Annotated in this window: 20 protein-coding genes and 2 pseudogenes; 2 read left to right on the forward strand and 20 right to left on the reverse strand. The window is 65.1% G+C overall.

The window, feature by feature from the left end; genetic code table 11:
• Positions 1-270: 270 nt before the first annotated feature.
• From EV667_RS16110 to EV667_RS16160, 11 genes and pseudogenes are all read right to left on the reverse strand, one after another.
• Positions 271-525 (reverse strand): annotated as a pseudogene (locus tag EV667_RS16110) (integrase core domain-containing protein); the annotation flags it as partial.
• Between the two features lie 254 nt (positions 526-779).
• The gene (locus EV667_RS16115; protein ID WP_131836395.1) at positions 780-1,844 is read right to left on the reverse strand and encodes a glycerol dehydrogenase; all 1,065 of its coding nucleotides are present in this window, start codon (positions 1,842-1,844) and stop codon (positions 780-782) included.
• A complete protein-coding gene (locus EV667_RS16120) occupies positions 1,841-2,617 on the reverse strand; it encodes an SDR family NAD(P)-dependent oxidoreductase (RefSeq protein WP_131836396.1) in 777 nt (258 codons plus the stop codon). Before EV667_RS16120 ends, EV667_RS16115 begins: the two co-directional genes overlap by 4 nt.
• 25 nt (positions 2,618-2,642) lie before the next feature.
• Positions 2,643-3,470, reverse strand: a complete 828-nt coding sequence (locus EV667_RS16125; protein WP_245516201.1) for a carbohydrate ABC transporter permease — start codon at positions 3,468-3,470, stop codon at positions 2,643-2,645.
• Between the two features lie 5 nt (positions 3,471-3,475).
• Positions 3,476-4,336: a carbohydrate ABC transporter permease gene (locus EV667_RS16130; protein WP_131836398.1), complete on the reverse strand. Its 861-nt coding sequence runs from the start codon at positions 4,334-4,336 to the stop codon at positions 3,476-3,478.
• 75 nt (positions 4,337-4,411) lie between these two features.
• Complete coding sequence (locus EV667_RS16135; RefSeq protein ID WP_131836399.1) at positions 4,412-5,737, reverse strand: ABC transporter substrate-binding protein; 1,326 nt, start codon at positions 5,735-5,737, stop codon at positions 4,412-4,414.
• Positions 5,738-5,795: 58 nt separating this feature from the next.
• Complete coding sequence (locus EV667_RS16140) at positions 5,796-6,878, reverse strand: ABC transporter ATP-binding protein (protein WP_131836400.1); 1,083 nt, start codon at positions 6,876-6,878, stop codon at positions 5,796-5,798.
• A 31-nt stretch (positions 6,879-6,909) separates the two neighbouring features.
• Entirely contained in the window at positions 6,910-8,418 is a 1,509-nt protein-coding gene (xylB, locus tag EV667_RS16145; protein WP_131836401.1) for a xylulokinase, read from the reverse strand.
• A 29-nt stretch (positions 8,419-8,447) separates the two neighbouring features.
• Entirely contained in the window at positions 8,448-9,929 is a 1,482-nt protein-coding gene (locus EV667_RS16150) for an FAD-binding oxidoreductase (RefSeq protein WP_131836402.1), read from the reverse strand.
• Positions 9,930-10,062: 133 nt separating this feature from the next.
• Complete coding sequence (locus EV667_RS16155) at positions 10,063-11,094, reverse strand: LacI family DNA-binding transcriptional regulator (protein ID WP_245516202.1); 1,032 nt, start codon at positions 11,092-11,094, stop codon at positions 10,063-10,065.
• A 177-nt stretch (positions 11,095-11,271) separates the two neighbouring features.
• Positions 11,272-12,249: a quinone oxidoreductase family protein gene (locus EV667_RS16160; protein ID WP_207907781.1), complete on the reverse strand. Its 978-nt coding sequence runs from the start codon at positions 12,247-12,249 to the stop codon at positions 11,272-11,274.
• A gap of 88 nt (positions 12,250-12,337) precedes the next feature.
• Here EV667_RS16160 and EV667_RS16165 point away from each other — a divergent pair, with 88 nt between their 5' ends.
• Positions 12,338-12,691, forward strand: a complete 354-nt coding sequence (locus EV667_RS16165) for an ArsR/SmtB family transcription factor (RefSeq protein WP_131836404.1) — start codon at positions 12,338-12,340, stop codon at positions 12,689-12,691.
• A 20-nt stretch (positions 12,692-12,711) separates the two neighbouring features.
• Here the strand turns inward: EV667_RS16165 and EV667_RS16170 are convergent, their stop codons facing one another.
• Entirely contained in the window at positions 12,712-13,722 is a 1,011-nt protein-coding gene (locus EV667_RS16170; protein WP_131836405.1) for a sensor histidine kinase, read from the reverse strand.
• Positions 13,723-14,257: 535 nt separating this feature from the next.
• Between EV667_RS16170 and EV667_RS16175 the strand changes: the two genes are divergently transcribed.
• Positions 14,258-14,692 (forward strand): lipid-binding SYLF domain-containing protein, encoded by a 435-nt coding sequence (locus EV667_RS16175; protein WP_131836406.1) that lies wholly within the window; start codon positions 14,258-14,260, stop codon positions 14,690-14,692.
• A 442-nt stretch (positions 14,693-15,134) separates the two neighbouring features.
• On the opposite strand, the gene EV667_RS16180 is transcribed toward EV667_RS16175, so the two are convergent.
• The 8 genes and pseudogenes from EV667_RS16180 to EV667_RS16215 form a co-directional block, all read right to left on the reverse strand.
• Positions 15,135-15,572 carry a YqaA family protein gene (locus tag EV667_RS16180; protein ID WP_131836407.1) on the reverse strand — a complete coding sequence of 146 codons (438 nt, stop codon included), beginning with the start codon at positions 15,570-15,572 and terminating at the stop codon, positions 15,135-15,137.
• Positions 15,573-15,663: 91 nt separating this feature from the next.
• Positions 15,664-16,335 (reverse strand): annotated as a pseudogene (locus EV667_RS16185) (MFS transporter); the annotation flags it as partial.
• Between the two features lie 3 nt (positions 16,336-16,338).
• Positions 16,339-17,031: a nickel/cobalt efflux transporter gene (locus EV667_RS16190; RefSeq protein ID WP_280960229.1), complete on the reverse strand. Its 693-nt coding sequence runs from the start codon at positions 17,029-17,031 to the stop codon at positions 16,339-16,341.
• A gap of 141 nt (positions 17,032-17,172) precedes the next feature.
• Positions 17,173-17,808, reverse strand: coding sequence for an NrsF family protein (locus EV667_RS16195; RefSeq protein ID WP_131836409.1), 636 nt, complete (start codon positions 17,806-17,808; stop codon positions 17,173-17,175).
• 118 nt (positions 17,809-17,926) lie between these two features.
• Entirely contained in the window at positions 17,927-18,562 is a 636-nt protein-coding gene (locus EV667_RS16200; RefSeq protein WP_131836410.1) for an NrsF family protein, read from the reverse strand.
• A gap of 110 nt (positions 18,563-18,672) precedes the next feature.
• Complete coding sequence (locus EV667_RS16205; RefSeq protein WP_131836411.1) at positions 18,673-19,041, reverse strand: SMR family transporter; 369 nt, start codon at positions 19,039-19,041, stop codon at positions 18,673-18,675.
• Entirely contained in the window at positions 19,038-20,120 is a 1,083-nt protein-coding gene (locus tag EV667_RS16210; RefSeq protein WP_131836412.1) for an NAD-dependent epimerase/dehydratase family protein, read from the reverse strand. The genes EV667_RS16205 and EV667_RS16210 overlap by 4 nt, the downstream gene beginning before the upstream one ends.
• Before the next feature lie 19 nt (positions 20,121-20,139).
• Positions 20,140-21,624 carry a TIGR04282 family arsenosugar biosynthesis glycosyltransferase gene (locus tag EV667_RS16215; protein WP_165901630.1) on the reverse strand — a complete coding sequence of 495 codons (1,485 nt, stop codon included), beginning with the start codon at positions 21,622-21,624 and terminating at the stop codon, positions 20,140-20,142.
• Positions 21,625-21,633: the final 9 nt, after the last annotated feature.

Raw genomic sequence — 21,633 nt, forward strand, 5'->3', positions numbered from 1 at the left:
GCCGATGGTACTATGTCTCAAGACCTGGGAGAGTAGGTCGCTGCCAGGCCTGCAAAGCACAGCAAACAAAAGCTTCTTCACATCCAAACAAAAACCCCGCCCGTGACAACATCACAGGCGGGGTTTTTGCTTGCGCACAGAACGCCAGGGCACGGCAGGGGCGGGAAGCCAACAGCAACGGCAAGTCCCTGCAGCCCGCGGCACGTGGACCGCTGCGATCAACGTTTGCAGCTTAATCAGGCTCATATCTAGTGATCTGCCACTGCTTTATCATCCAGCCGCGATTAGAGCCTCGGCGGTTTTTGCGCGGAATTGCGCGTTGGTGATGAAACTGGCGGCGTAGGACGCCGGCGGGATGTATCCGAGCGCTGTGTGAGGACGACGCAGGTTATAGTCGTCAACCCATGCTGCGATTTTCGTTCGTGCATCATCGAGCCCGAACAACAGGCTTTCGTCGCGCATGAGGCCGTTGAAGCTTTCGCAGAATCGGTTTTGCATGGGCTTGCCCGGCGCGATGAAGTGCCAGGTGCCCCGCCTAGAGGCACTAACTTTGACTCGCCGCGCGCACTCGACCCGGCATTTCGAGGATGTGCGCGAGTGGCTGATGACGGGCGTGGCGGCGTCCCACCTGAACAGGCACGCGACAGCCCAGGCTGACGGTCAAAAGGCGACGTTCATTGGCGGCTTGCGCAGGCGATCAGGCCGCCTTTTGGCGACGGCCCCGAAGCGCGCGGGCGTGGTGCCCCGCGTGAACCATGATTCGACGGACTGATCAACCCTCACGCCAGAGTCATGAAGGCCGTATGCAGTATTTGCGGCGACAGGGGGTGGGTGAAGTTCTTGATATAGGGGGCAGTCTGCCACGAAGTCTGTACGATGGTCTCCACGGCTCCCGGGTCGCTGACGCCGAAGGCGGCGAGCGAGGTGGGCAGGCCGATGCGTCGATAGAAGTCACGCAAATCATTGAGGAATGCCGGGTCGCGGCCCTCGGCCACCAACTGCACCAGCAGCCCCAGCGCGACCTGCTCGCCGTGCAGGGCGCGGGCGATTTCCGGGACGGCCGAGAAGCCCCGCGTCAGCGAGTGGGCGATGGAGAGGCCGCCGCTCTCGAACGCCAGCCCGCTCATCAGAATGGAGGCCTCGATCGCATTCTCAACGGCCTCGGTGGTCTCATGGTTGCGCACCGCCTGGACGGCCGCCTCACCCTCGGCGCGGATGATGCCGTAGCAGGCGTCGGCTATGCGGAGGGCCAGCCGGGTGGGGCTTCCCTTGAAGAAGTTGGTTCCGCCGACTGCGGCACACTGCTCGACCTCGAACTTCTTGGAAAGCGCATCGCCAATGCCGGCAATGAAAAAACGCACCGGGGCCTGAACGATGATCGAGGTATCGACAAGCACCACGTCGGGACTGGCGGTCATCAACCGCACTTCGCTGAGAACATGGTCCTCGCGGTAGAGCACGGCGAGGCGCGACGTCGGGCTGTCGTTCGAGGCGATGGTGGGCACGATAATGATCGGTATGCCGAGCGCCATGCGCACGCCCTTGGCCGTGTCGATCGCCTTGCCGCCGCCAACGCCGATGATCACGTCGGCCTGTGCCGCGCGCGCCGCGCTGGCAAGGGTCTCGATTTCCGCGGCCGTGCACTCGCCACCGAACAGGCCGAATGTGGCGTGCCCGGCCCCGTCCAGTTCCGCCCGCAGCCGATCGCCGAGCAACTCGGCCACCACGGCATCGGCGACGACGAAGGGACGGCGACCGTAGAGTGCCGCGAGCCCCTTAAGTTCGGCCAGCGCGTCGGGGCCCTGCATATAGCGGTGCGGCGCACCGAAAGCGCGAAAGGTCATGCGTCGCCCCAATGGAAATCGCGCTTGCCGCCGTCCATGCAGATCAGAGCCCCGTTGATGAAGGAGGCCTGCTTCGAGCACAGGAAGGCGATCACCGCGCCCACCTCCTCGGGCTGGCAGAAGCGCCCGAGCGGATTCTGGCCGGTGATGACCGCGCGCTGCTGCTCGGAGAAGCCGGCTATGAGGTTGGTTTCGACATAGCCGGGCGCGATGGCGTTCACCGTCACTCCGCAGCCGCCGACCTCCTTGGCGAATGTACGGGTGAAGCCGAGCACCCCGGCCTTGGCCGCCGAATAATTGGCGACGCCCGGCCGTCCGCCGCCGGTGACGTTCATCGAGGAGGTGTTGACGATCCGGCCGAAGCCGCGGTCGCGCATCAGCGGCACGGCGTATTTGCTGCACAGGAAGGTGCTGCGCAGATGGGTGCGGACGATCACGTCCCAGTCGTCGACGTCCATGTCCTCGACGCTGCGGCCGAGATGGCGCCCGCCCGCCCCGGCATTGTTGATCAGTATGTCGAGTCCGCCCAGCTGCTCGGCGGCCAGCCGTACCACGCGGGCGGCGCCGTCCGGCTCGGAAACGTCGCCGATGGCCGTGATGGCCGCAAAGCCCTTTGCTCGCAAGTCATCGGCACAGCTCTCCGCTGCCTGCGCGTCGAGGTCGTTGACGGCAATGGCCGCGCCTTCCTGTGCCAGGGCTGCCGCTTCCGCCCGGCCGATGCCGCCGGCCCCGCCGGTTATCAAGGCGATCTTGCCTTTCAGGCCGAGATCCATCGGTGATGTCTCCTGAGAGCGGGGATCAGCCCTTCACCGCGCCGGCCCCGAGGCCCTGGATGAAATACTGGCTGAGCAGGGCGAAGGCACCGAACAGCGGCAGCGCGATCAGCGTCGAGCCGGCCATGATCTCGCCCCAGCGCAGATCGAACGAGCCGATCATCGAGGCCAGCCCCACCGGCACGGTCTTGTTGGCGTCGGAGCCGATCATGATCAGCGCATAGGTGTAGTCGGTCCATGACAGCAGGAAGGAGAAGATCGCGACCGTGATCAGCCCCGGCAGCGACAGCGGCAGCACCACGCGCAGGAAGGCGCCGAGCCGGGTGCAGCCATCCACCATCGCCGCTTCCTCCAGCTCGAACGGCATGCTCTTGAAGAAGCCCCACAGGAACCACACGCCGAGCGGCAGGGTCAGCGTCAGATGGGAGACGATGACGCTGGCCAGCGTGTCGCCAAGCCCGAGCTTGGCGAAGATGGAGAACATGGGAATGGCGATCAGCAGCGGCGGAAACATGTAAGCGTACAGCATCGCGCCGATAATCAGCCGCTTGCCGGGCACGCGGTGGCGGGTGACGGCGTAGGCGATCATCACCGAGAACACCATCGTCACCACCACCGTCACCGCCGCGACGATGACGCTGTTGACGAACTGCGTGGGGTAGTCGGTCAGTTCCAGCAGGTTCCAGTAATATTCCGTGGTGAACGGGCCCGGGATCAGCGAAGTGCTGGTCAGCAGCACGTCGGGTGCGCGCAGAGACGACAGCACCATCCAGTAGATCGGGAAGGCGGAATAGACGGCGATGACAAGCGCCGCGATGTAGAGCGCGAGGCGGCCGGGGAGCGAGCGGACCATGGGCATCACTCCGTATCGAGCGGGAACATGCGGAAATAGATGAACACCGCCACCGAGAGGATGGCGAAGGAGATAGTGGCGATGGCCGCGCCGCCGCCGATGTCGAACAGCGAGAAGGCGGTGCGGTAGGACAGGATCGCCAGATGCTCGGTGGAGCCGACCGGGCCGCCTTGCGTCAGCAGCCAGATCACGTCGAACTTGTTGAACATCCACACCGCCCTCAGCAGCACGATCACCGTGAGGATCGGCTTGAGCATCGGCAGCGTGATGTGGAAGAAGCGCTGGATCGCAGTGGTGCCGTCGACCTTGGCCGCCTCATAGAGCGATGTCGGCACGGTCTGCAGGGCAGCAAGGAAGGTGGTGGTGACGAACGGCGTCCACATCCACACGCTGACAAGGATCACCGAGGCCATGGCCGCGCCCGGGCTCTCGAACCAGTAGACCGGCGGCAGGCCGAGCGCGGCGATCACGTTGGTGAGCACGCCGATGGAGCCGTCGACCATCCATTTGAAGGTGAGCACCACGACCACGGTCGGCAGCAGGTAGGGAAGTATCGACAGGCCCCGCACCAGGTTCCGGCCCGGAAACACCTGGTTGAGCACCAGCGCGAAGCCGATGCCGAGCACCACCTGGAACACGATGGTGCCGAGCGAGTAGACGAAGCCGTTGATGAGGGCGCGCCAGAATTCCCATTGCGACAGGACGCGGGCGTAATTGTCGAGGCCCGCCCATTCCGGCGTGCCGACGAAGGAATCCATCCGGTAGAAACTGAGCGAGATGGCATAGACCACGGGCGCCACGATCAGCAGCAGCGTCACCGCCAGGCCCAGTATCAGGAAGGAATAGATGGTGGATTTAGAACTCACGGCGCGCCCTCGTTCCGGGTGTGAGGCCTGCGGCACGGCCCGATGGCCGCGTCGCAGGCAGCAGGTCGGGTGAGGTCAGGCGATGACCTGTCGCATCTTGTCGGCGGCGGTCTTCAGGCAGTCCGCCGACGACATGTTCTTCAGGCACTTGTTCTGCAGCATTTCCGGGAACACGAACGCCTCGAATATCTTGCCGGGGCGCAGATCCGGTGCCGGTCCCTGCGTGTCGAGCGAGGTGAGGATCATGTTCTTGTCGGTCAGGAACGAGCGCATGGTCTCGACCACCGCGCTGTGCTTCTCGATGAGCGGATGGGCGCGCCAGCGCGGATCGTCATACACATCCAGCCGCGGGGGCTGGAAATGCAGCGGCGCGGTGTGCAGGAAGTTGATGAACTGGTTCTCCGTGAACCACTTCATGAACTTCATCGACTCGTCCGAATTCGGCGTCTTCAGCACCACCCAGCCGTCATAGCCATGGTTTACCGCTTGGTGTTTCCCGGCGGAATCCATGTAGGGCATGATGCCGAACTTGTCGGCGAGCGCGGGTGCGTTGCGCTCCAGCGTTTCGATCATGCGGCCGGCATAGGCGGAATGGGCGACCTTGTCGGAGGTGAAGTTCGACAGTACCTCGCCGAAACTGGCCTGGCTGGAGCCCGGCGGCATGGTCTTGTAGAGCTCGCCGAAGAAGTCGAGGAAGCCGGTGACGCGCGGGCCCATGTCCGGGCTGTCGAAGATGATGTTCCACTTGTCGTCGAACAGCTTGACGCCTTCCGCCCACATGAAGCCGGGGGAGAGCCAGTTGGTGGCGCCGTTCGAGCCTATGGGGTAGAGCGCGCCGGCACGGCCATCGCCGTTGAGCGTCTGCGCGTTCTTCAGGAACTCCGCCCAAGTCTTGGGAACCGACAGCCCCTTCTGCTCGTACAGATCCTTGCGGTAGTAAATCCAGCCGAGATTGTAGTCGTAGGGATACCAGAACACCTTTCCGTCGATCGGAAAGAGGATGTTCGGGCCCCATTTGTACTTGTCGGTCAGCTCGTTGAGCGGCATCAGGTGCCCCTCGCTGGCCAGGATCAGCACATGCCCGACAAAGGCGAAGGTGGCGATGTCGTAGGGGGTGCCGCCGCGCAGCGAGGTCGTCACCTTGGTGAAGGCGCCGTCCAGTGGGACGGAGTCGATCACCACCTTGGTGCCGAACTGCCGCTCATATTCGGCAGCGGCGACCTTGAGCGCGCGGATGCTGTCGATGGAGGTTTCCGTGTTCAGGAACCGGATCGTCTTGGTGCCCTGGGCTCGGACCGCCGGCGCGGCAATCGTTCCGGCGGCGATGCCGCCGGCGACCGTGCCCGCCGCCTTCAGAAGGGTACGACGGGACAACCCGCCGGTTTTCACTGTAGTGGCCATGTCGTTCTTCCTCCCGTTATGATTGTTCCGCCTTGGCGTTCCGGGTCGTTGCCCGACGTCATTGCCCGACGGGTGAGCGCCTCGTGTCGAGACGCGCCCCGCTTTGTTTGATGAACAGATGCAGTCCTTCGGGGCGGAACGAGACCGGCAGGGCCGATCCGTTTCGCACCGCGTCCGTGCGCTCCATGAGCACCCTCAGCCGCACGCCGGCCACCTGGCCGATGCACAGGGTCTGTGCGCCGAGTTGTTCGATCACGGCGATGTCGAACGGGAGGGCGTGGGGGCCCTCGCCGACGCTGATGTGCTCAGGTCGCACGCCCAGCACGATGTCGGTGCCCTCCGCCGCCTGCACGCCTTCCGGCAGGGGAATCGTGAGCCCGCCGGACCGGAAGGCGCCGGCCTCCACGCGCCCCTCGACCAGGTTCATCTCGGGAGAGCCGACGAAGCTCGCCACGAACAGGTTGGCCGGGCGATCATAGACCTCCAGCGGCGCGCCGACCTGCTGCACATAGCCGTCCTTCATGATGACGATGCGGTTGGCCAGCGTCATGGCCTCGACCTGGTCATGGGTCACGTAGACCATGGAGGTGCCGACCTCCTGATGCAGCCGGGCGATCTCCTCGCGCATCCGCACGCGCAGCTTGGCGTCGAGATTGGAGAGCGGCTCGTCGAGCAGGAACACTTCCGGGTTGCGCACCAGCGCGCGGCCGAGTGCCACGCGCTGCATCTGCCCGCCGGAAAGCTGCTTGGGCTTGCGCTCCAGATAAGGGTCGAGCCCGAGCATGACGGAGGCGGCCTTCACCCGGCGGTCGATCTCGTCGCGCTCCATCTTGCGCATACGCAGGCCGAAGGCGAGGTTCTCGTAGATCGTCTTGTGCGGGTAGAGCGCGTAGTTCTGGAACACCATGGCGATGTTCCGGTCCTTCGGCTCCAGCCGCGTCACGTCGCGCCCGCCGATCTCGATGGTGCCGGAGGTGATTTCCTCAAGGCCCGCGATCATGCGCAGCGTGGTCGACTTTCCGCATCCCGACGGCCCCAGGAACACGACGAACTCGCCGTCCCCTATTTCGAGGTCCACGCCATGCACGGCGACCGTGCCGCCATAGGCCTTGCGGACCTGCTTCAGGCTGACCTGTGCCATTCTCATTCACTCTCGCACTTGCGCAGACCCATCAGCGTCCGCTCACGAAGTCATGGATGCGGTGGTTCAACGGAGCCAATGCCGCCTGTATGTCGCCGTAAATCACATGCCCCCGGGCATAGAGCGCGGCCCGTTCGGGGTCCGGCACGAGGCGGGACACGACCTTGATGGCGCGCGCCGCATCGTGCTCGTCGGCGTAGACGCCGACGCCGACGCCGGCCAGAAGGGCGGCTCCGAACGACGCGTCGGCGACGGCCGGCACCTCCACCTCGACATTGAGCACATCGGCGACGATCTGCCGCCAGAGCGGGCTCCGGGCGCCGCCGCCGGTGAGGCGGGCGGTGGTGAAGTCCAGTCCCTGGCCGCGCAGGGCGATCAGGCAGTCGCGCAGCGAATAGGAGATGCCCTCATACAGCGCGCGGACAAAATGGCCGGGGCCGTGATTGAAACCGATCCCGACATAATCGGCCCGCAGCAGAGGGTCCCAGTGCGGGCTGCGCTCGCCGTTCAGATAGGGGTGGAAGAACAGCCCCTCCGACCCCGGTGCCACGTTGCCGGCCAGCGCGTCCATCCGGGTGAACACGCCGCCGCTATCGTCGCCGGCGTGCAGGAAAAACGTGTCGCGCAGCCATTTATGCGCCGACGCGCAGGAATTGGTGGCCGCGATGACATACCAATGGTCGGGCATGACATGGGGATAATTGATCACCTTGAAGTCCGGCCGGGGGTGGCGCGACAGCACGCTGACGGTGGCAGCGGTGGCCAGCTTGATGACGCCCAGCCCTTCCGAGGTCATGCCGGCGCCATAGGTTTCGACGGCCGTGTCCGACGTGCCGCAGACCACCGGGGTGCCCTCGGCAACTCCGGTGGCACGGGCGGCGGCCGCCGTCACCCGGCCGACCACCGCTTTCGAGGCGACGATCGGCGGCAGCGTGTCGAGCGGCCAGCCGATCATGGCGCAGAGCTCCTCCGACCATGAGCCCGTGCGGGTGTCGGCCATCAGCGTGCCGACCGCGTCGATCAGGTCGGTTTCCCAGGTACCGGTCAGTTGCGCGCGCAGCCAGTCCTTGGCGACGTAGAGACGGCGCACGCGGGCGAACGCCTCCGGCTCATGGCGGCGAAGCCACAGCATCTGCGGCAGCGTCCAGGTCGGATTGGCCCGGTTTGCGCCGATTTCGAGAATGCGCGCGTCGGCCTGCTCGCGCAGTTCGCGCGTTTCGGCGCCGGAGCGCTGGTCGTTCCACAGGATCGCCGGGCGGATGATGTGGCCATCGGCATCCTCCAGCACCTGCGTATGGGCGCCGGCGGAGAAGGAGATCCCCGCCACCGTGCCGGCCCCCGCTGCAGCGGCAAGCGCGCGCGGCACGGTCTCGCACACGGCACGCCACCAGTCCCTCGGGTCCTGCTCGCTCCAGCCGGGATGCGGCGCGGAGGTGGCGATCGCCGCCGCAGCCTCAGCGACCAGCGTTCCATCGGCGCGGATCACGCTGGTCTTCAGCGAGCCAGCCCCGAGGTCGATGCCGACGAGGAGATCAGCCATCGCTCATCTCCTTCATGGAGGGGCGCCGCCTACCCATTGCGCACATCCACGGCGCCCGCCGCCGGCCGCAGGCCAAGCTTGCCCGGGTTCATCAGATTGCCGGGATCGATGGCGTCCTTGATGGTCTGCAACAGGCCGAGCCCCGCGCCGAGTTCGCGCGCCAGCCACGGATTGCGGAACACGCCGACGCCGTGATGATGGGCGATGGAGCCGCCATGGTCGAGGGTGAGCGTCTGGATGGTTTCCCACAGCCGCGCATGCAGGGGCAGCGCCTGCTGCTCCTCCATCGGCGGCAGACGGATGGTCATGTATTGGCACGCGCCTTCCGGGTAGATATGCGACCAGTGCGCGCCGAAATGGATGTCCGGGAAGATGTCGCGGGCCGCTGCCGCCATGGCGGCATACATGCCGGGAATGGCCGACCAGTTGCCGGTGACCTCGATGGTGTCGTTGTAATAGCCCGCCGCCTGCCATTTCTGCGAATAGGCGACATAGCGGTTCTCCTTCCAGTGCCGGTATGGCCCATCCGACGTTATTTCGGCGCCAAGCTCGGCGGCGAGGGCGAGGGCCATCTCCTGCTCGGCCGTCACCATCGGCTCCGATCCCGAGAACACCATCATCGCCAGTATCGGCTTGCGCTTGAAGGCCTCGATGTCGGCCGTGCGTTCCGCGCTTTCCGCCGCGTCGTAGATGCGGGCGACGGTCGGGCGAAGCTCGGCCTGCATGATGCGGCGCGCGGCTTCCCAGGCAGCGTCGAGCGAGGGAAAGGCGAGGACCACGCCGCGCTCCACTTCGGGCAGCTTCCACAGGCGCAGGGTAAGTTCGGTGATGATGCCGTAGGCGCCTTCGCTACCCACGATCAGGTCGCGGATCGACGGGCCGACGGCGCGGCGCGCCACGGGGCGCACCTCGATCGGCGTCCCGTCCGGCAGCACGGCCTTGAGGCCAACGACGATGTCCTCGATCTTGCCGTAACGGCTCGAAGCCTGCCCGCCGCCCCGGCAGGCAGCCCAGCCGCCCACGGTGGAAATCTCAATGGATTGCGGCAGATGGCCGGTGGTGAAGCCTTCGGCGTTCAGCGCTTTCTCGAATTCCGCGCCATTCATGCCGGCCTGCACCGTCACCATCGCGTCTTGCGGGTTGATCGACAGGATCTGGTCCAGCCGGCGCAGGTCGACCATCACTTCATGGTCAAGCGGAATGGCGCCGCCGAGCACGCCCGAGCCGTTGCCGAACGGAATGAGCTGGATGCCCTTTGCGCGAGCCAGCCGCACGACGCTCTCCACCTCGTCGGCCGTGCCGGGGCGCACCACCAGGCGGGGCACGACGCCGGCCAGCTTGCCGTGGCGCTCGCGGAAATTGGCGAAGGGCAGGCGGTCGTGGGAATAGGCGCGTCGCGCCTCGAACTCGCTGAGCGTGTTGTCGGCGCCGACGATGGCAGCGAAATCCGCTGCCAGTGCGGTGTCTATCGTGTCTGCATCTCGGGCAGCGGCGATCGCTAGGCCGGTCATTGGCACCTCTCAAGACGGGAGGCACGTGGCGATGATCTCATCTGGCGTCCTCCCTTGTTCCTATGAACAATCGTTTGTTCAAAACTGTCAGAGAAGCCCGTAGTCGTCAAGCGGGTAGAATCAGCCGGCAATGTCAGCGTGGCGCAGGGCCGGTGGAGGCGCGCGAGATCAACGCGCCGGGAGGAAGCGGTGGCACCGCCTCGGGGCTCTCGCCATTCAGGGCGCGGATCAGCAAGGTCGCCGCGACGCTGCCCATTTCCTCGGTCGGCATCATCACCGTGGTCAGCGCCGGGTAGAGCATGCCGGCCACGGGCGCGTCGTGCAGGCCGATCACCGAGATGTCCTCGGGGATGCGCAGTCCGGCCTCGTGTAGCACGGTCATCGCGCCGGCGGCGGACACGAGCGTGGCGGCGAGCACGGCGGTCGGGCGCTGGGGCAACAGTTCCTGCATCGCCCTGATGCCGCCCTCTGCCGTGTAGCCGGCTACGCAGAGCAGCCGAGGGTCATACACAAGGCCGGCGTCGATCAGCCCGTCGCGATAGCCTTCAAAGCGTTGGCTGGCATTGAAGCCGCCCTCGCGGCCGGAGAGATGGGCGATGCGCGTATGGCCGAGCGCGGTGAGGTGGGCGACGGCGCGCCGGGCGGCCGCGCGGCTGTCGAGGATGACGGAAAGGGCCGCGCCCGGCAGCACGCGGTTCATCAGCACATAAGGCACGCGCGCGGCGGTGAGGTCGGTGCGCAGCACCTCGTCGTCGTCAAGGCTGGCGACCAGCAGCCCGTCCACCCGGTTGGTCTGCGAGAGTTTGGCGATGGTGGTGCCGGCGGTGCCGGGCTCGCGATGCGAAATCAGCAGCGAATAGCCGAGCCGCTCTGCCGCCAGTTCTGCGCCCCGGATGGCGGATGAAAATACCGGGTTGTCGAGCTGCGGAACGAGGATTCCGATCGTATAGGTGCGCGCGGTGCGCAGGCCCCTTGCCAGCGGATTGGCGAGATATTGCAGCTCTTCGGCGACTTTCAGAATGCGGTCTCGGGTTTCCTCGCGCACGCGCTGCGTCGTCTCGCCACGAAGCACGCGCGAAGCGGTCGACATGTCGACGCCCGCCGTGCGCGCGACATCGGCGAGCGTGACACGGGGTGCCGGGGAGGCGGCCTTGGCTTTCATCATCTCGAACCGGCGCACTTCACGGGGCGGGAAACGGAGTATTCCCGCGCAACGCACTTTAGCATTCGCGGGGCCGACTGTGTGCGGCGTGGAGTGCGTGCCGGGTGCAAGCCTCCTCCATTGTTCGGCGCTCGCGGCAGATGATGCAGAGCTTCGTCCTGCCGAACTTTCCCGTTCTTGCTAGGGAATGATGAGGATCGCTCCCTTGACCCGGCGCTCCTCGGCCGCGCGGTGAGCCTCGGCGATGTGGTCGAGCCGGAACCGGGCCCCGATATCGGCCTTTACATGACCGTTCGCGATGGCGTCGAAGAGATCGGCCGCGTTCGCGCGGAAGGTCGCCGGGTCCGCGTTATGAGGGAACACGGAGGGGCGCGTCAGGAACAGGCAGCCCTTTTTGTTCAGCACTTCCGGGTCGATGGAAGGGGCCTTGCCCGACGAGGCTCCATAGCTGACCACGAGACCGAACGGCACCGCGCAATCGAGCGAGCGCAGCAGCGTATCCTTGCCAACAGCGTCATAAACGACGCGGGCCTTCTTTCCGGCGGCGGCCAGGAATGCCTCGGGCCATTGCGGATCGTTAAGGTCGAGCACCTCCCTGCATCCGGCCGCGAGCGCCGTCTCTCGCTTTTCCGGCGAGCCTGTCGTGCCGAAGACGATTGCGCCCAGCGCCGTGGCCCAGCGCGTCAGGATCTGGCCGACCCCGCCGGCGGCGGAATGGACGAGCACCACGTCTCCGGGTTCGACCTTATGGGTCTTGCGCACCAGATACTGCGCGGTCATGCCCTTGAACAGCAGCGTCGCCGCCATGTCGTCGCTGACGCTGTCGGGGAGTGCGACCAGCTTGTCGGCGGCGACATTGCGGCGCTCCGAATAGGCCCCGACGCCGGCGTTCATATACGCGACACGCGCGCCAACCTCGGGCTCGCGGACCCCCTCGCCGACGGCTTCCACCACGCCTGCCGCCTCGAAGCCGAGCCCGGTGGGCAGCGGCAGCGGGTAAATGCCCTTGCGCTGATAGATGTCGATGAAGTTGAAGCCGATCGCCGTGTGGCGGATCTGGACCTCACCGGCAGCGGGCGGGGCGATCTCCCGCTGCACGAGCTTGAGGACGTCGGGGGCCCCGAACTCGGCCAATTCGACGATACGGCTTGTCGTCATGATCAATGTCCTCCCATAGGCGGGGACGATCTGATGCACAGCCCGAGGTACGATGCAATCCATACCTCGACGAGAACGGAGCGAAGAGATGCCCGACGAAAACGGCCACCCCGACGTCGGCGAGATGGAGCTCGGCGCGATCTTCGCGGCGCTCGCCGATCCGGTGCGCCGGAAGGTCGTGCTCGCGCTGGCGGCCGATGGCGGCTGCATCCGCCATTGCAGCGCGTTCGATCTGCCCGTCACCAAGGCGACCCGAACGCACCATTTCCGCGTCCTGCGTGAATCCGGGCTCATTCGGCAGGTCGATCTCGGCAACAGCCGCACCAATCAGCTGCGCTGGTCGGATCTCGAAGCGCGCTTTCCCGATCTCCTGCGTCTGCTCGTCTGTGAGGCCGCAGCCGAGAGGTCGAAGGCGAAAGGCGGCGTGGTGCCAGGTGCGTGAGGGCGTTTCAGCACCGGCCTTCAATCTGCCAGACGCGTCGGATCGACTTTCAGCGTGACGACGAGCCCATCTTTCTTCCAGTCATAGGCGATGGAGCCGCGCAGGTGTCCCGCGACGCTGCGCGCCAAAAGCTTGCTTCCGTAGCCGCGAACGACAGAGGGCTCTTCTACCTCCGGCCCTCCGGTTTCGGTCCAGACGACCGTGACGGCTTCGTCGCGTGCGGAGCAGGAGATATCGAGCGTGCCGGTATCGACCGACAGGGCGCCATATTTAAGCGAGTTGGTTGCCAGTTCATGGACAACGAGCGCCAGGATCGTCGTCGACGATTCACCGACGCTCATTCTTGGGACCGAGACCCGTATCCGGCCACTGAAAGCGCCCAGATCGTCATAGGGCGCCAGCAAGACCGTCAGCAAATCGCCGAGAAGCGCCGAGGCCGCCACGGTCTGGCCGGGCACCGGCCGCACCAGATCATGCGCACGCCCCAGCGCCGTCAATCGCTGGGTCAGTTCGCGGGCCATGTCATCTGTGGTCGAGGTCGAGCGCGAGGTGATGGCCGTAAGGCCGGAGGCTATCGTGAGCAGATTCTTGACGCGGTGGCTCATCTCGCCCGCCAGAAGCTCGCGGCCCTCTTCGGCCTGTTTGCGACCCGTGACGTCAATGAAAATGCCGAACATGATCCGTTGGACCATGCCGACGTCGTCGCCCTGACCGCGCGCGGAAATCCACTTCAACTCCTCGCCGAGCATGATGCGGAAGTCGATTTCGTATGGACCGACAATCGAACGTGTCGCGTTGAAGGCGGCGCGCACGCGGTCGCGGTCGGCGGGATGGATATGCGCGGACAGGTCTTCAAACTTCACGTCCGTGTTGCGCGGGATGCCCCACAGATCATAGGCGCCGTCATCCATGGCCAGCGCGTCCGTATCCACGTTCCAGGACCAGAGCGTGACTCCCGCCGCCTCGATCGCACGGACGAGATTTTTCGGCTCCCAAAGAAGCGGCTTCAATTGTTCTGCTGTGGCGGCCATGGGTCCCTTGAGTGTGACGAGCCCAAAGATTGATTGAAAACGGGCGCTTTACGACCGGAGTGTGGCCTGGGCTCTCCATACCATAACGGCTCCCCTGCCAGCGCCAAAATCGGGCATATGCGCCCCCTCGTCTCCATTCCAGATCTATCGTCAGACGTCGTGACCAGCTTTCCGGCAGAGGTCGAGAAGGATTGGAGGCTACCCGGGTGGTTTCTGAAGACGTGCCTCGGCGGCAGCGGAGACCACGACGTCTTCTCCCTCACGCTCGAATTTCAGGATGCGAGGGGTCTGGGTGCCGGTAGAGGGCCAGACAAGGTTCGACGAAGCGGACGACGCCACTTCGTGAGATGACGTCGAGATCAGGCCGCGCAACAGGCGTTGACGGACGGTTCCGGCCGCCGGCCGCGCCGGCAGCCTTGGCGCACCGAAAAGGCGTTCAGTCACGCGGTTGATTGTTGAGCAACGAACGGCCAGAGTGAGCGTTATCTAGCGGTGGGCAACATGGCACATCGCTTCAGTTTGGAAGGTCTCGTCGATGAACGTCCTGTCGGTACTAAGGGTTGGGCTCCTCGCTTTGGCAACGCTCATCGGCGGAATATCGATGGCAAGTGCCGCTGACGGCACCATCAGCATCCGCATCGTGAAGGCAGGGTTCGTGATCGGCGGATCAGCCGGAGACGGCGTGCTGACCTTCCAGGGCCGCAAATATCCGCTCTCGGTCGGGGGGCTTAGCTACGGCTTCACCTTCGGCGCTTCGGAGACGCGGTTTCATGGAACGGTCAAAAACATCCGACGGCCGTCTGACGTTTCTGGGGTCTATGCACAGGGCGGTGCTGGCGCCGCCTTTGGAAAGGGCGCGCAAGTCGTCGTCCTGACGAACCAGAGCGGCGCCATCCTGGAGTTGAGCGGCGAGCAAAAGGGCGTCATCGTCAGCCTTGATTTGAGCGGGCTGGCCTTGTCGCTGAAGTGAGGATTTCGATGGAATGCGGGCGCGCTCGATAAACGCGGCGCGCGCCTCCATAAGCCCAGCGATATCGCCTGCCGGTCGGCTGTGCCGGGCGCACGCGGCGCCAGATGGCGAGAAAAAGGGGTGATGTGCTGACGTCGCACATCACCCCTTTTTCGCAGGCGCTGTCCTCGATGTGTCGAGATAGTCCGCGAACGCTTGGATCATAAGCACGCGCCGATCAAGGGCTGGTGGCAGACTGTCCGCTATTCAGGACTTCAAACTAAAGCGGACATGTCGCCGATGATTGGCCGAGGTCGAATCTGACCCGGCGTTGAGGTTCGGAACGTCTGCTTTCCGCACGTGGTGGCCCAAGGCAATCGCGGCCCAGCATCCCGGTTCTGTTCCGCGAAGGCCTGGTAGATTTCCTGCTGGAACCCGACAATGTGCTCCCAGAAGGCCATGATCAGCCCAGCCCAAGTGTGACGGCGGCAAGAGCGACATAGCGCGCGACCTTGGCCAGCGTCACGAGGATGAGGAAGATCGGCAGCGGCTCGCGCAGCACCCCGGCAATGACGGTCAACGGATCGCCGATAACAGGCGCCCAGCTGAGAAGCAGGGACCATTTGCCGTAGCGACGGTACCAGGCCTCCGCGCGCGCCAATGCCGCGGGCTTGACGGGAAACCAACTCTGGTGCCGAAACCGGTGAATGCCGCGCCCGAGCAGCCAGTTGATGACCGACCCCAGAACATTGCCGAGGCTCGCCACCCCTACCAGCGCCCACGCCGGATAGTCGGTCGTCAGCAGCAGCCCGACCAGGACGGCTTCGGATTGCATCGGCAGGATGGTGGCAGCGATCAGCGCGGAGAAGAAGAGGCCGGCATAGGCCGCAAGCTCGGTCATGATCGGTAGCCATCGGCAGGCGCCATCATGTGCGCGGCCATTCAGGGTGATGGCTGTCGATGACGAAGGCATGCCTGTGAGCGTGGCCGCCGGCGAGATTCAGCGCCAGAAGACCGCGCAGGCGCGGCGTTGCCAGATAGATGCGCATGCCGCGCGTGGTCCGGTCATAAATGCCCCGCTTCTCTCCCGCCTGCGGGCTCGGCAGGGCCACCGAGACGACGAGGGCCGCTGAAGCCAGAAAGCCGACGACGGTGCCGGCGAACAGGCTGTGAAAGCTGATCAGCGTGAGCAGGGCGGCGGCCAGCATAGGGCTGACCAGGCTTTCGAGATCATAGGCGAGACGGGAAAGCGAGAGCGCACGGGTATAGTCACGCTCATCCGGCAGGACATCGGGGATGGTCGCCTGGAAGGTCGGCGTGAATCCGGCGGACGCCGACTGGAGCACGAAGATCAGCATATAGACCTGCCAGATCTCGCTCACGAAGGGCAGCAGCAGCGCGACGGCGGCACGAACCAGATCCAGCGAGACCAGCAGGGTCCGTCGCGGCAGCCGCTCGGCAAAGGCGGCGGCGACCGGTGCGACGCCGACATAGGCGATCATCTTGATGGCGAACGCGGTGCCGAGCACGACGCCGGCGTCGGCGCCCGCAAGGTCAAAGGCGAGAAGGCCAAGGGCCACCGTCGCCAGCCCGGTGCCGATCAGGGCAATGACTTGCGCGAGGAACAGGTGCCGGTATGTCCGGTTCGTCAGGACAGCGAGCATGTTTCACCCGGCTGGCATGTTGGATGCGAGCGCCATGATACCTGTCCATCCGTGCCAGCCGACATAAAGGCCGACGGCGATCAGTAGCATGCTGGAGAAGTAAGGCGCGCGGCGCGCGAAGGTGGAAAACCAGGTGAAGCGCTTGGTGGCGTGTTGCACGCTCAGTGCCGCCGCCGCGCCGACCCCCACCAGTGTGAGGGCGAGACCGATCGAGAAGCACAGCACCAGCCCGAAGCCGAGGGTGAACTCCTTGAGCTGGAGGCACAGCAGCAGCACGGTGATGGCCGCCGGACAGGGAATGAGGCCGCCGGTCAGGCCGAACAACACGATCTGCCAGGTTGTCACCTTGCGGTCGGCGAAGCGCTTGCGGATGTCGTTGGCGTGGGCCAGCTCATGGGCGTCCTGGTAGCCATCGGTGCCGACCTTTAGCCCGCGCATTTCCTCGTGCAGATGATCGTGGCCCTCGGTGCTCTTGAGGAACGACACGTCGAAATCGTGCGAGTGGTTGCCGTGACCGAGCGGGATGCGGGTCATAAAGTCGATCGGCATCGGCACGGTCTCAATGCTCTCGATGAAGCCGTCGCGCTCCTTGAAGCTGAATGTCTGGCTGGTGCCATTCGCACGTTCCGTGGTGATCGCCACCTCCCCCGCCGCCCACGGCTTGCCGCGCTCGGGGCGGAAGCGCCAATGTGCCATGCCGCCGTGGCCGTGCAGCTCCAGCTTATGAAGGCCGTGGCCGGTGTCGATCAGACGAAGCTGAGCCGGCTCATGGTCGTGGTCTTGGCCGTGTTGATCATGCGAATGCCCGTGATCACCATGCAAAGCGCGCTCAGGTCATTACCAACGCAGCAGGCGTTGACCCACTACATACCCGGCAGCTACGACGACTGACATAGCGATTGGGTACCAGAGCAGAACGAAGAGCGGGCTATCGTCGTCGCAATTCGCTGCATAGAAGGTCGCGGCTATGCTTGCAGCGGCAAGACCGGCGATCGCTCCCGCCCGTCCCGGCTGGGTGGGTGCGCCATGTCGCAGCGCGGCCAGGAGGCAGGCGAGCGGCAGGATGGACAGGAGCGGGATAAGCGTCAGGCAGAATCGAGCGTTATGACCGGTCATGCTCGCCTGCCATGCCTCGGGCGGTAGAAGCCATAATTCGCACCAGATAGCTCCGAGCAGAACGATCGGTGCGGCGGCGAGCACCCACCGCCAGGCACCAGGTTCCGATCCTGGACAGGCCATCGCCATCACCCAACCCGTCGCACCAATAGCAAGCGGAACCGTGATCGCGAATTTTGCCAGGAATCGAACGGTCCTTGCTGCGTGATCAAGATCCGGCCGGACGCCGATGGACGAAAAGAACAACGCGCCGGCAAATGCCACGCTCCCGAAAGCCGCAGCGAGAAAAACCGTACGAAACGGCCGGCCGTGAGCTACGTCACGCGCCAGGAGCTCGATGAGTTCGGCGGTCTTCACGATTGGCCTCCCCCGGCATACCTACGGGTACGCTGGTGAGGGCGATTTCATTACATTGCCGTGCCCGCAATATGCGTAATGAGGTGATTCCTGTCGGCTCAGGAGCGTCTGATCCTACCTACCAGCGCAGCAGCCGGCGACCGGCGAGATAGCCGACCCCAGCCATGATCGTGACGGCAATGCCATACCAGGCCGCAACGAACAGCGGGCTGTCGTCTGGGCAATGGGCGGCATAGAACGCTGCGGCGATGGCGCCCGACGCCAGCCCGGCGAGAGTACCGGCGCGGCCCGGATTGCTCGGAGCGCCACGCCGCAAAGCCAGAAGCAGAAGGGCGAGCGGGACGAGCGACAAAAATGGAATGACTTTCAGGCAGAAGCTGGCGCTCTGCCCAACCAGCCTCGCCGTCCACGCCTCGGGCGGCACGACCAATAGCTCAATGGCCACCGCTATGATTAGCAGCGCCGGCGCGGCAGCGAGCAGCCACGGCCACGCGCCGAATTCGGCCCCTGGACGCGCCATTGCCTGCGCCAGACCAAGAGCCCCTGCAGCGAGAGTGAGGGTGACAACGAACTTCATCAGGAAACGCATCGTTTCGGCCGCGATCAGGAAGTCGTGCCGCACGCCGATCATCGCGAAAAACAGGACACCAGCGGCAGCGACACTGCATATCAGTGCGACACTGAACAGCATGCGGAACGACCATTGCGGCGCGTTGTCCTTCGCGAGCAGCTCAATCAGATTGTCGGTCTTCAACGCACCGCTCCTGCCCAGCGGCATCTGCCGCCTCATTCGCTGACCGGACGGCGCAAACGCGACCTCGCCTCGGCGGCCGGACACATAACACGTCGCATCGGATTTTTCCGCTAGCTGCGCGCCAATACCAGCACACCGACAACGACGATGGCGATGCCCGCCACCCGCATCGGCGGCATCGACTCGCCGAACAGTTGCCAGCCGGCGACCGCGACCATAACGAAGCCAAGCGCAAGGAATGGATAGGCGAAAGACACTTCCACGCGGCCAAGCACGTAGAGCCAGACGAGGATGCTGACGCCGTAGCAGGCCAGGCCGACCAGGATCGACGGACGTAGCGCCAATGAAGCGATCGACTCGAGCAACGATCCAGTGGTCACCTCCGCTGCGGAGCGCGCGCCCCATCGCAGGAAAAGCTGCGCCGCCGCATTCAGCGTGACGCTGACAAGGATCATGCTGATGAGCAAGGTCCTGTTCATTCCTGCGGCATCATCGCGCGATGGGGGCTCGACAACTCGGAAGCCGCGTCGAGGTGGGCCAGTTCGGCCATCCCGTCATGGAAGTCGATCTCCGGTTGCCAGTCGAGTTCGCGCCGCAACCGCGAGGAATCGGCCGTAATATGGCGCACATCGCCGAGCCGATAACGCTGCGTCACCACCGGAGCAGGTCCGGCAAGCGTCGTTGCCAAAGCCGCTGCCATTTCGCCGACGGTACGCGGTATTCCCGAACCGACATTGAAGGCCCGCACCCCGCTCTCGTGCCGTTCGCAGGCCAGCACGGTAGCGGCCGCAACATCCCGCACATGAATGAAATCTCGCCGCTGGCGGCCGTCCTCGAAGACCTGTGGGGCCTCGCCGCGCCGCAATGCCGAGGTGAAAATCGAGGCGACCCCGGCATAGGGGGTGTCCTTGGGCATGCCCGGGCCATAGACATTGTGATAGCGCATCATCGCCACCGCGCCGCCGGTCGCCCGGGCCCAGTTGGCGGCGTAAAATTCCTGAGCGGCCTTGCTGGTGGCATAGGCATTGCGCGGGTCGAAGGGGGTGTCCTCGACGACAAGCTGGGTTTCGAGCGGCTGGCCGCAATGAGGACAGGGCGGCTCGAAGTCTCCTGACTTGAGCGCGCGCTCAAACCGTGGCGCCGGCCGCACGGCTCCATGGTCGGAGCACAGGCCGAAGCCTTCTCCATAGACCACCATCGAACTCGCCAAAGTGAGGCGCGACACGCCCGCCCGGGCCATCGCCACCAGCACCTCGGCCGTTCCCACGTCGTTGGAAGCGGCGTAGTCCGGCATGTCGCCCACATCGACACCGAGGCCCACCTTGGCGGCGAGATGGATGACGGCATCGATGCCGGCCATCGCCTCCTCAACTGCCACAGGATCGCGCATGTCGCCGATGAGAGGCTCGACGCCCCGCGGAACGCGCCATGGCAGGCTGCCCTTGTGGACGTCGGGGCGCAGCGAATCCATCGCCCGGACGTCGTGCCCCCTGCTGAGCAGCCCGTCCATGACATGGATGCCGATGAAACCTGCTGCACCGGTCAGAAGAACCCGCATTGCCGTTTCTCCTCGTACGTCAGTGCCGTCCATCGGGCAGCGAGCGGGCCGTGAGCCCGGCCTTGGCCGCGCTGGATCGCCTCTGCAGCCGCGCCAGCCGGATGAAGGTTGTGGTGATCTTCCAGGCGGCGGTTACCCCGGCCATCAGATTGCCCGACACCTTCGACTCCCCGCCGCGGCGGCGGCGGTGATCGACGGCAATCTCCACGCAGCGCAGGCCGGCTGCAGCGGCACGCATCTGCATTTCAAGATTCCAGCCATAGGTTTGCTCGATCATGCCGAGCGCCAACAGCTTGTCGACCCGCATGGCGCGCATCGGCGACATGTCGGTGAAACGGACGCCATACACCATTCTCAGCAGCACGCCGGACAGCCACCCTGCAACAATCTGCTGCGGCGTCATCGAGCCGGCTTCACGATGGCCGCGCAAGCGCGAACCCATGACGAAATCGGCCGTGCCGGCCCGTACCGGCTCCACCACCTCGGGAATGAAGGACGGCACATCGCTGCCATCACCATCGAGAAAACACACGATCTTGGTCTCGGGCTTCAGGGCGAGAAGACCTGCTGCGCAAGCCCGGCCATATCCACGCACGGGCTGCGATATCACGCGAGCCCCGGCGGCGGCGGCGCGCTCAGCGGTGCGGTCGCTCGAGCCATTGTCGACGACGATGACCTCCCCGACACCTGCGGCGAGGACGTCCCGGACGACGTCGGCGATCGGCTCCTCTTCATTGAGACAAGGAATGACCACGGCGACGGAAGACAGCATGGTGCCGGCCTTCACAGCGGCGCCCGATGCCGCGCGATGGCGAACGAAGTCCGTGGTTCGCGGTGCGCTCTCGCCCGACAGCCCCGGGGCCGCAAACGCCAGTGGCAGACCCTCCATCTCCCGCTCGAGCAGCGCATAGGTTTCGGCATCGTCGACATCGTACCAGGCATCGAGTTCAACCACCGGCAACCCGATCTCTCGGGCGCGCTCAAGCGTGAGCCGATAGACGTCCCCGGTGCTCCACGGGATGTCCTTGAAGAGGTACGCATGCGGCTGCGACAGCCCGACGAGGGTGTAGCCGCCATCGAGCGCCGGGCTTAGGACAACCCGGTCGTCACCGGTCTTCAGCGCGTCGACCGCGGCCCGAAGGATGGACTTCGGCAGGGTCGGGCTGTCGGAATTGATCAGGATCGCACCGGCATGACCGGCGACCAGCAGATCGGCAATGCCCTTTTCGAGACGATCGCCAAGGTTACCTTCGCCCTGTAGCACCAGACCAAAGCCCGGCGGTAGCAGAAGCTTCAGCGCTTCCTCCGTGCCGGCCGGCGTATAGACGGCGTAACCGTCGACGTCGACATCCTCGGCGAGACTGGCGATGGTGGCGGAAAGATCGGCGATGAAGCAGGAGGAGATCTGCGCGCACTCTTCCGGCCGCAGCGGCGGCGAGAGGCGGGTTTTCGACTTGCCCGGCGCCGGCGTCTTGCAGATGACCGCGACTGCTATCGTTTTCATGAATCGAAT

This window comes from Ancylobacter aquaticus, assembly GCF_004339465.1.
Classification (GTDB): domain Bacteria; phylum Pseudomonadota; class Alphaproteobacteria; order Rhizobiales; family Xanthobacteraceae; genus Ancylobacter; species Ancylobacter aquaticus.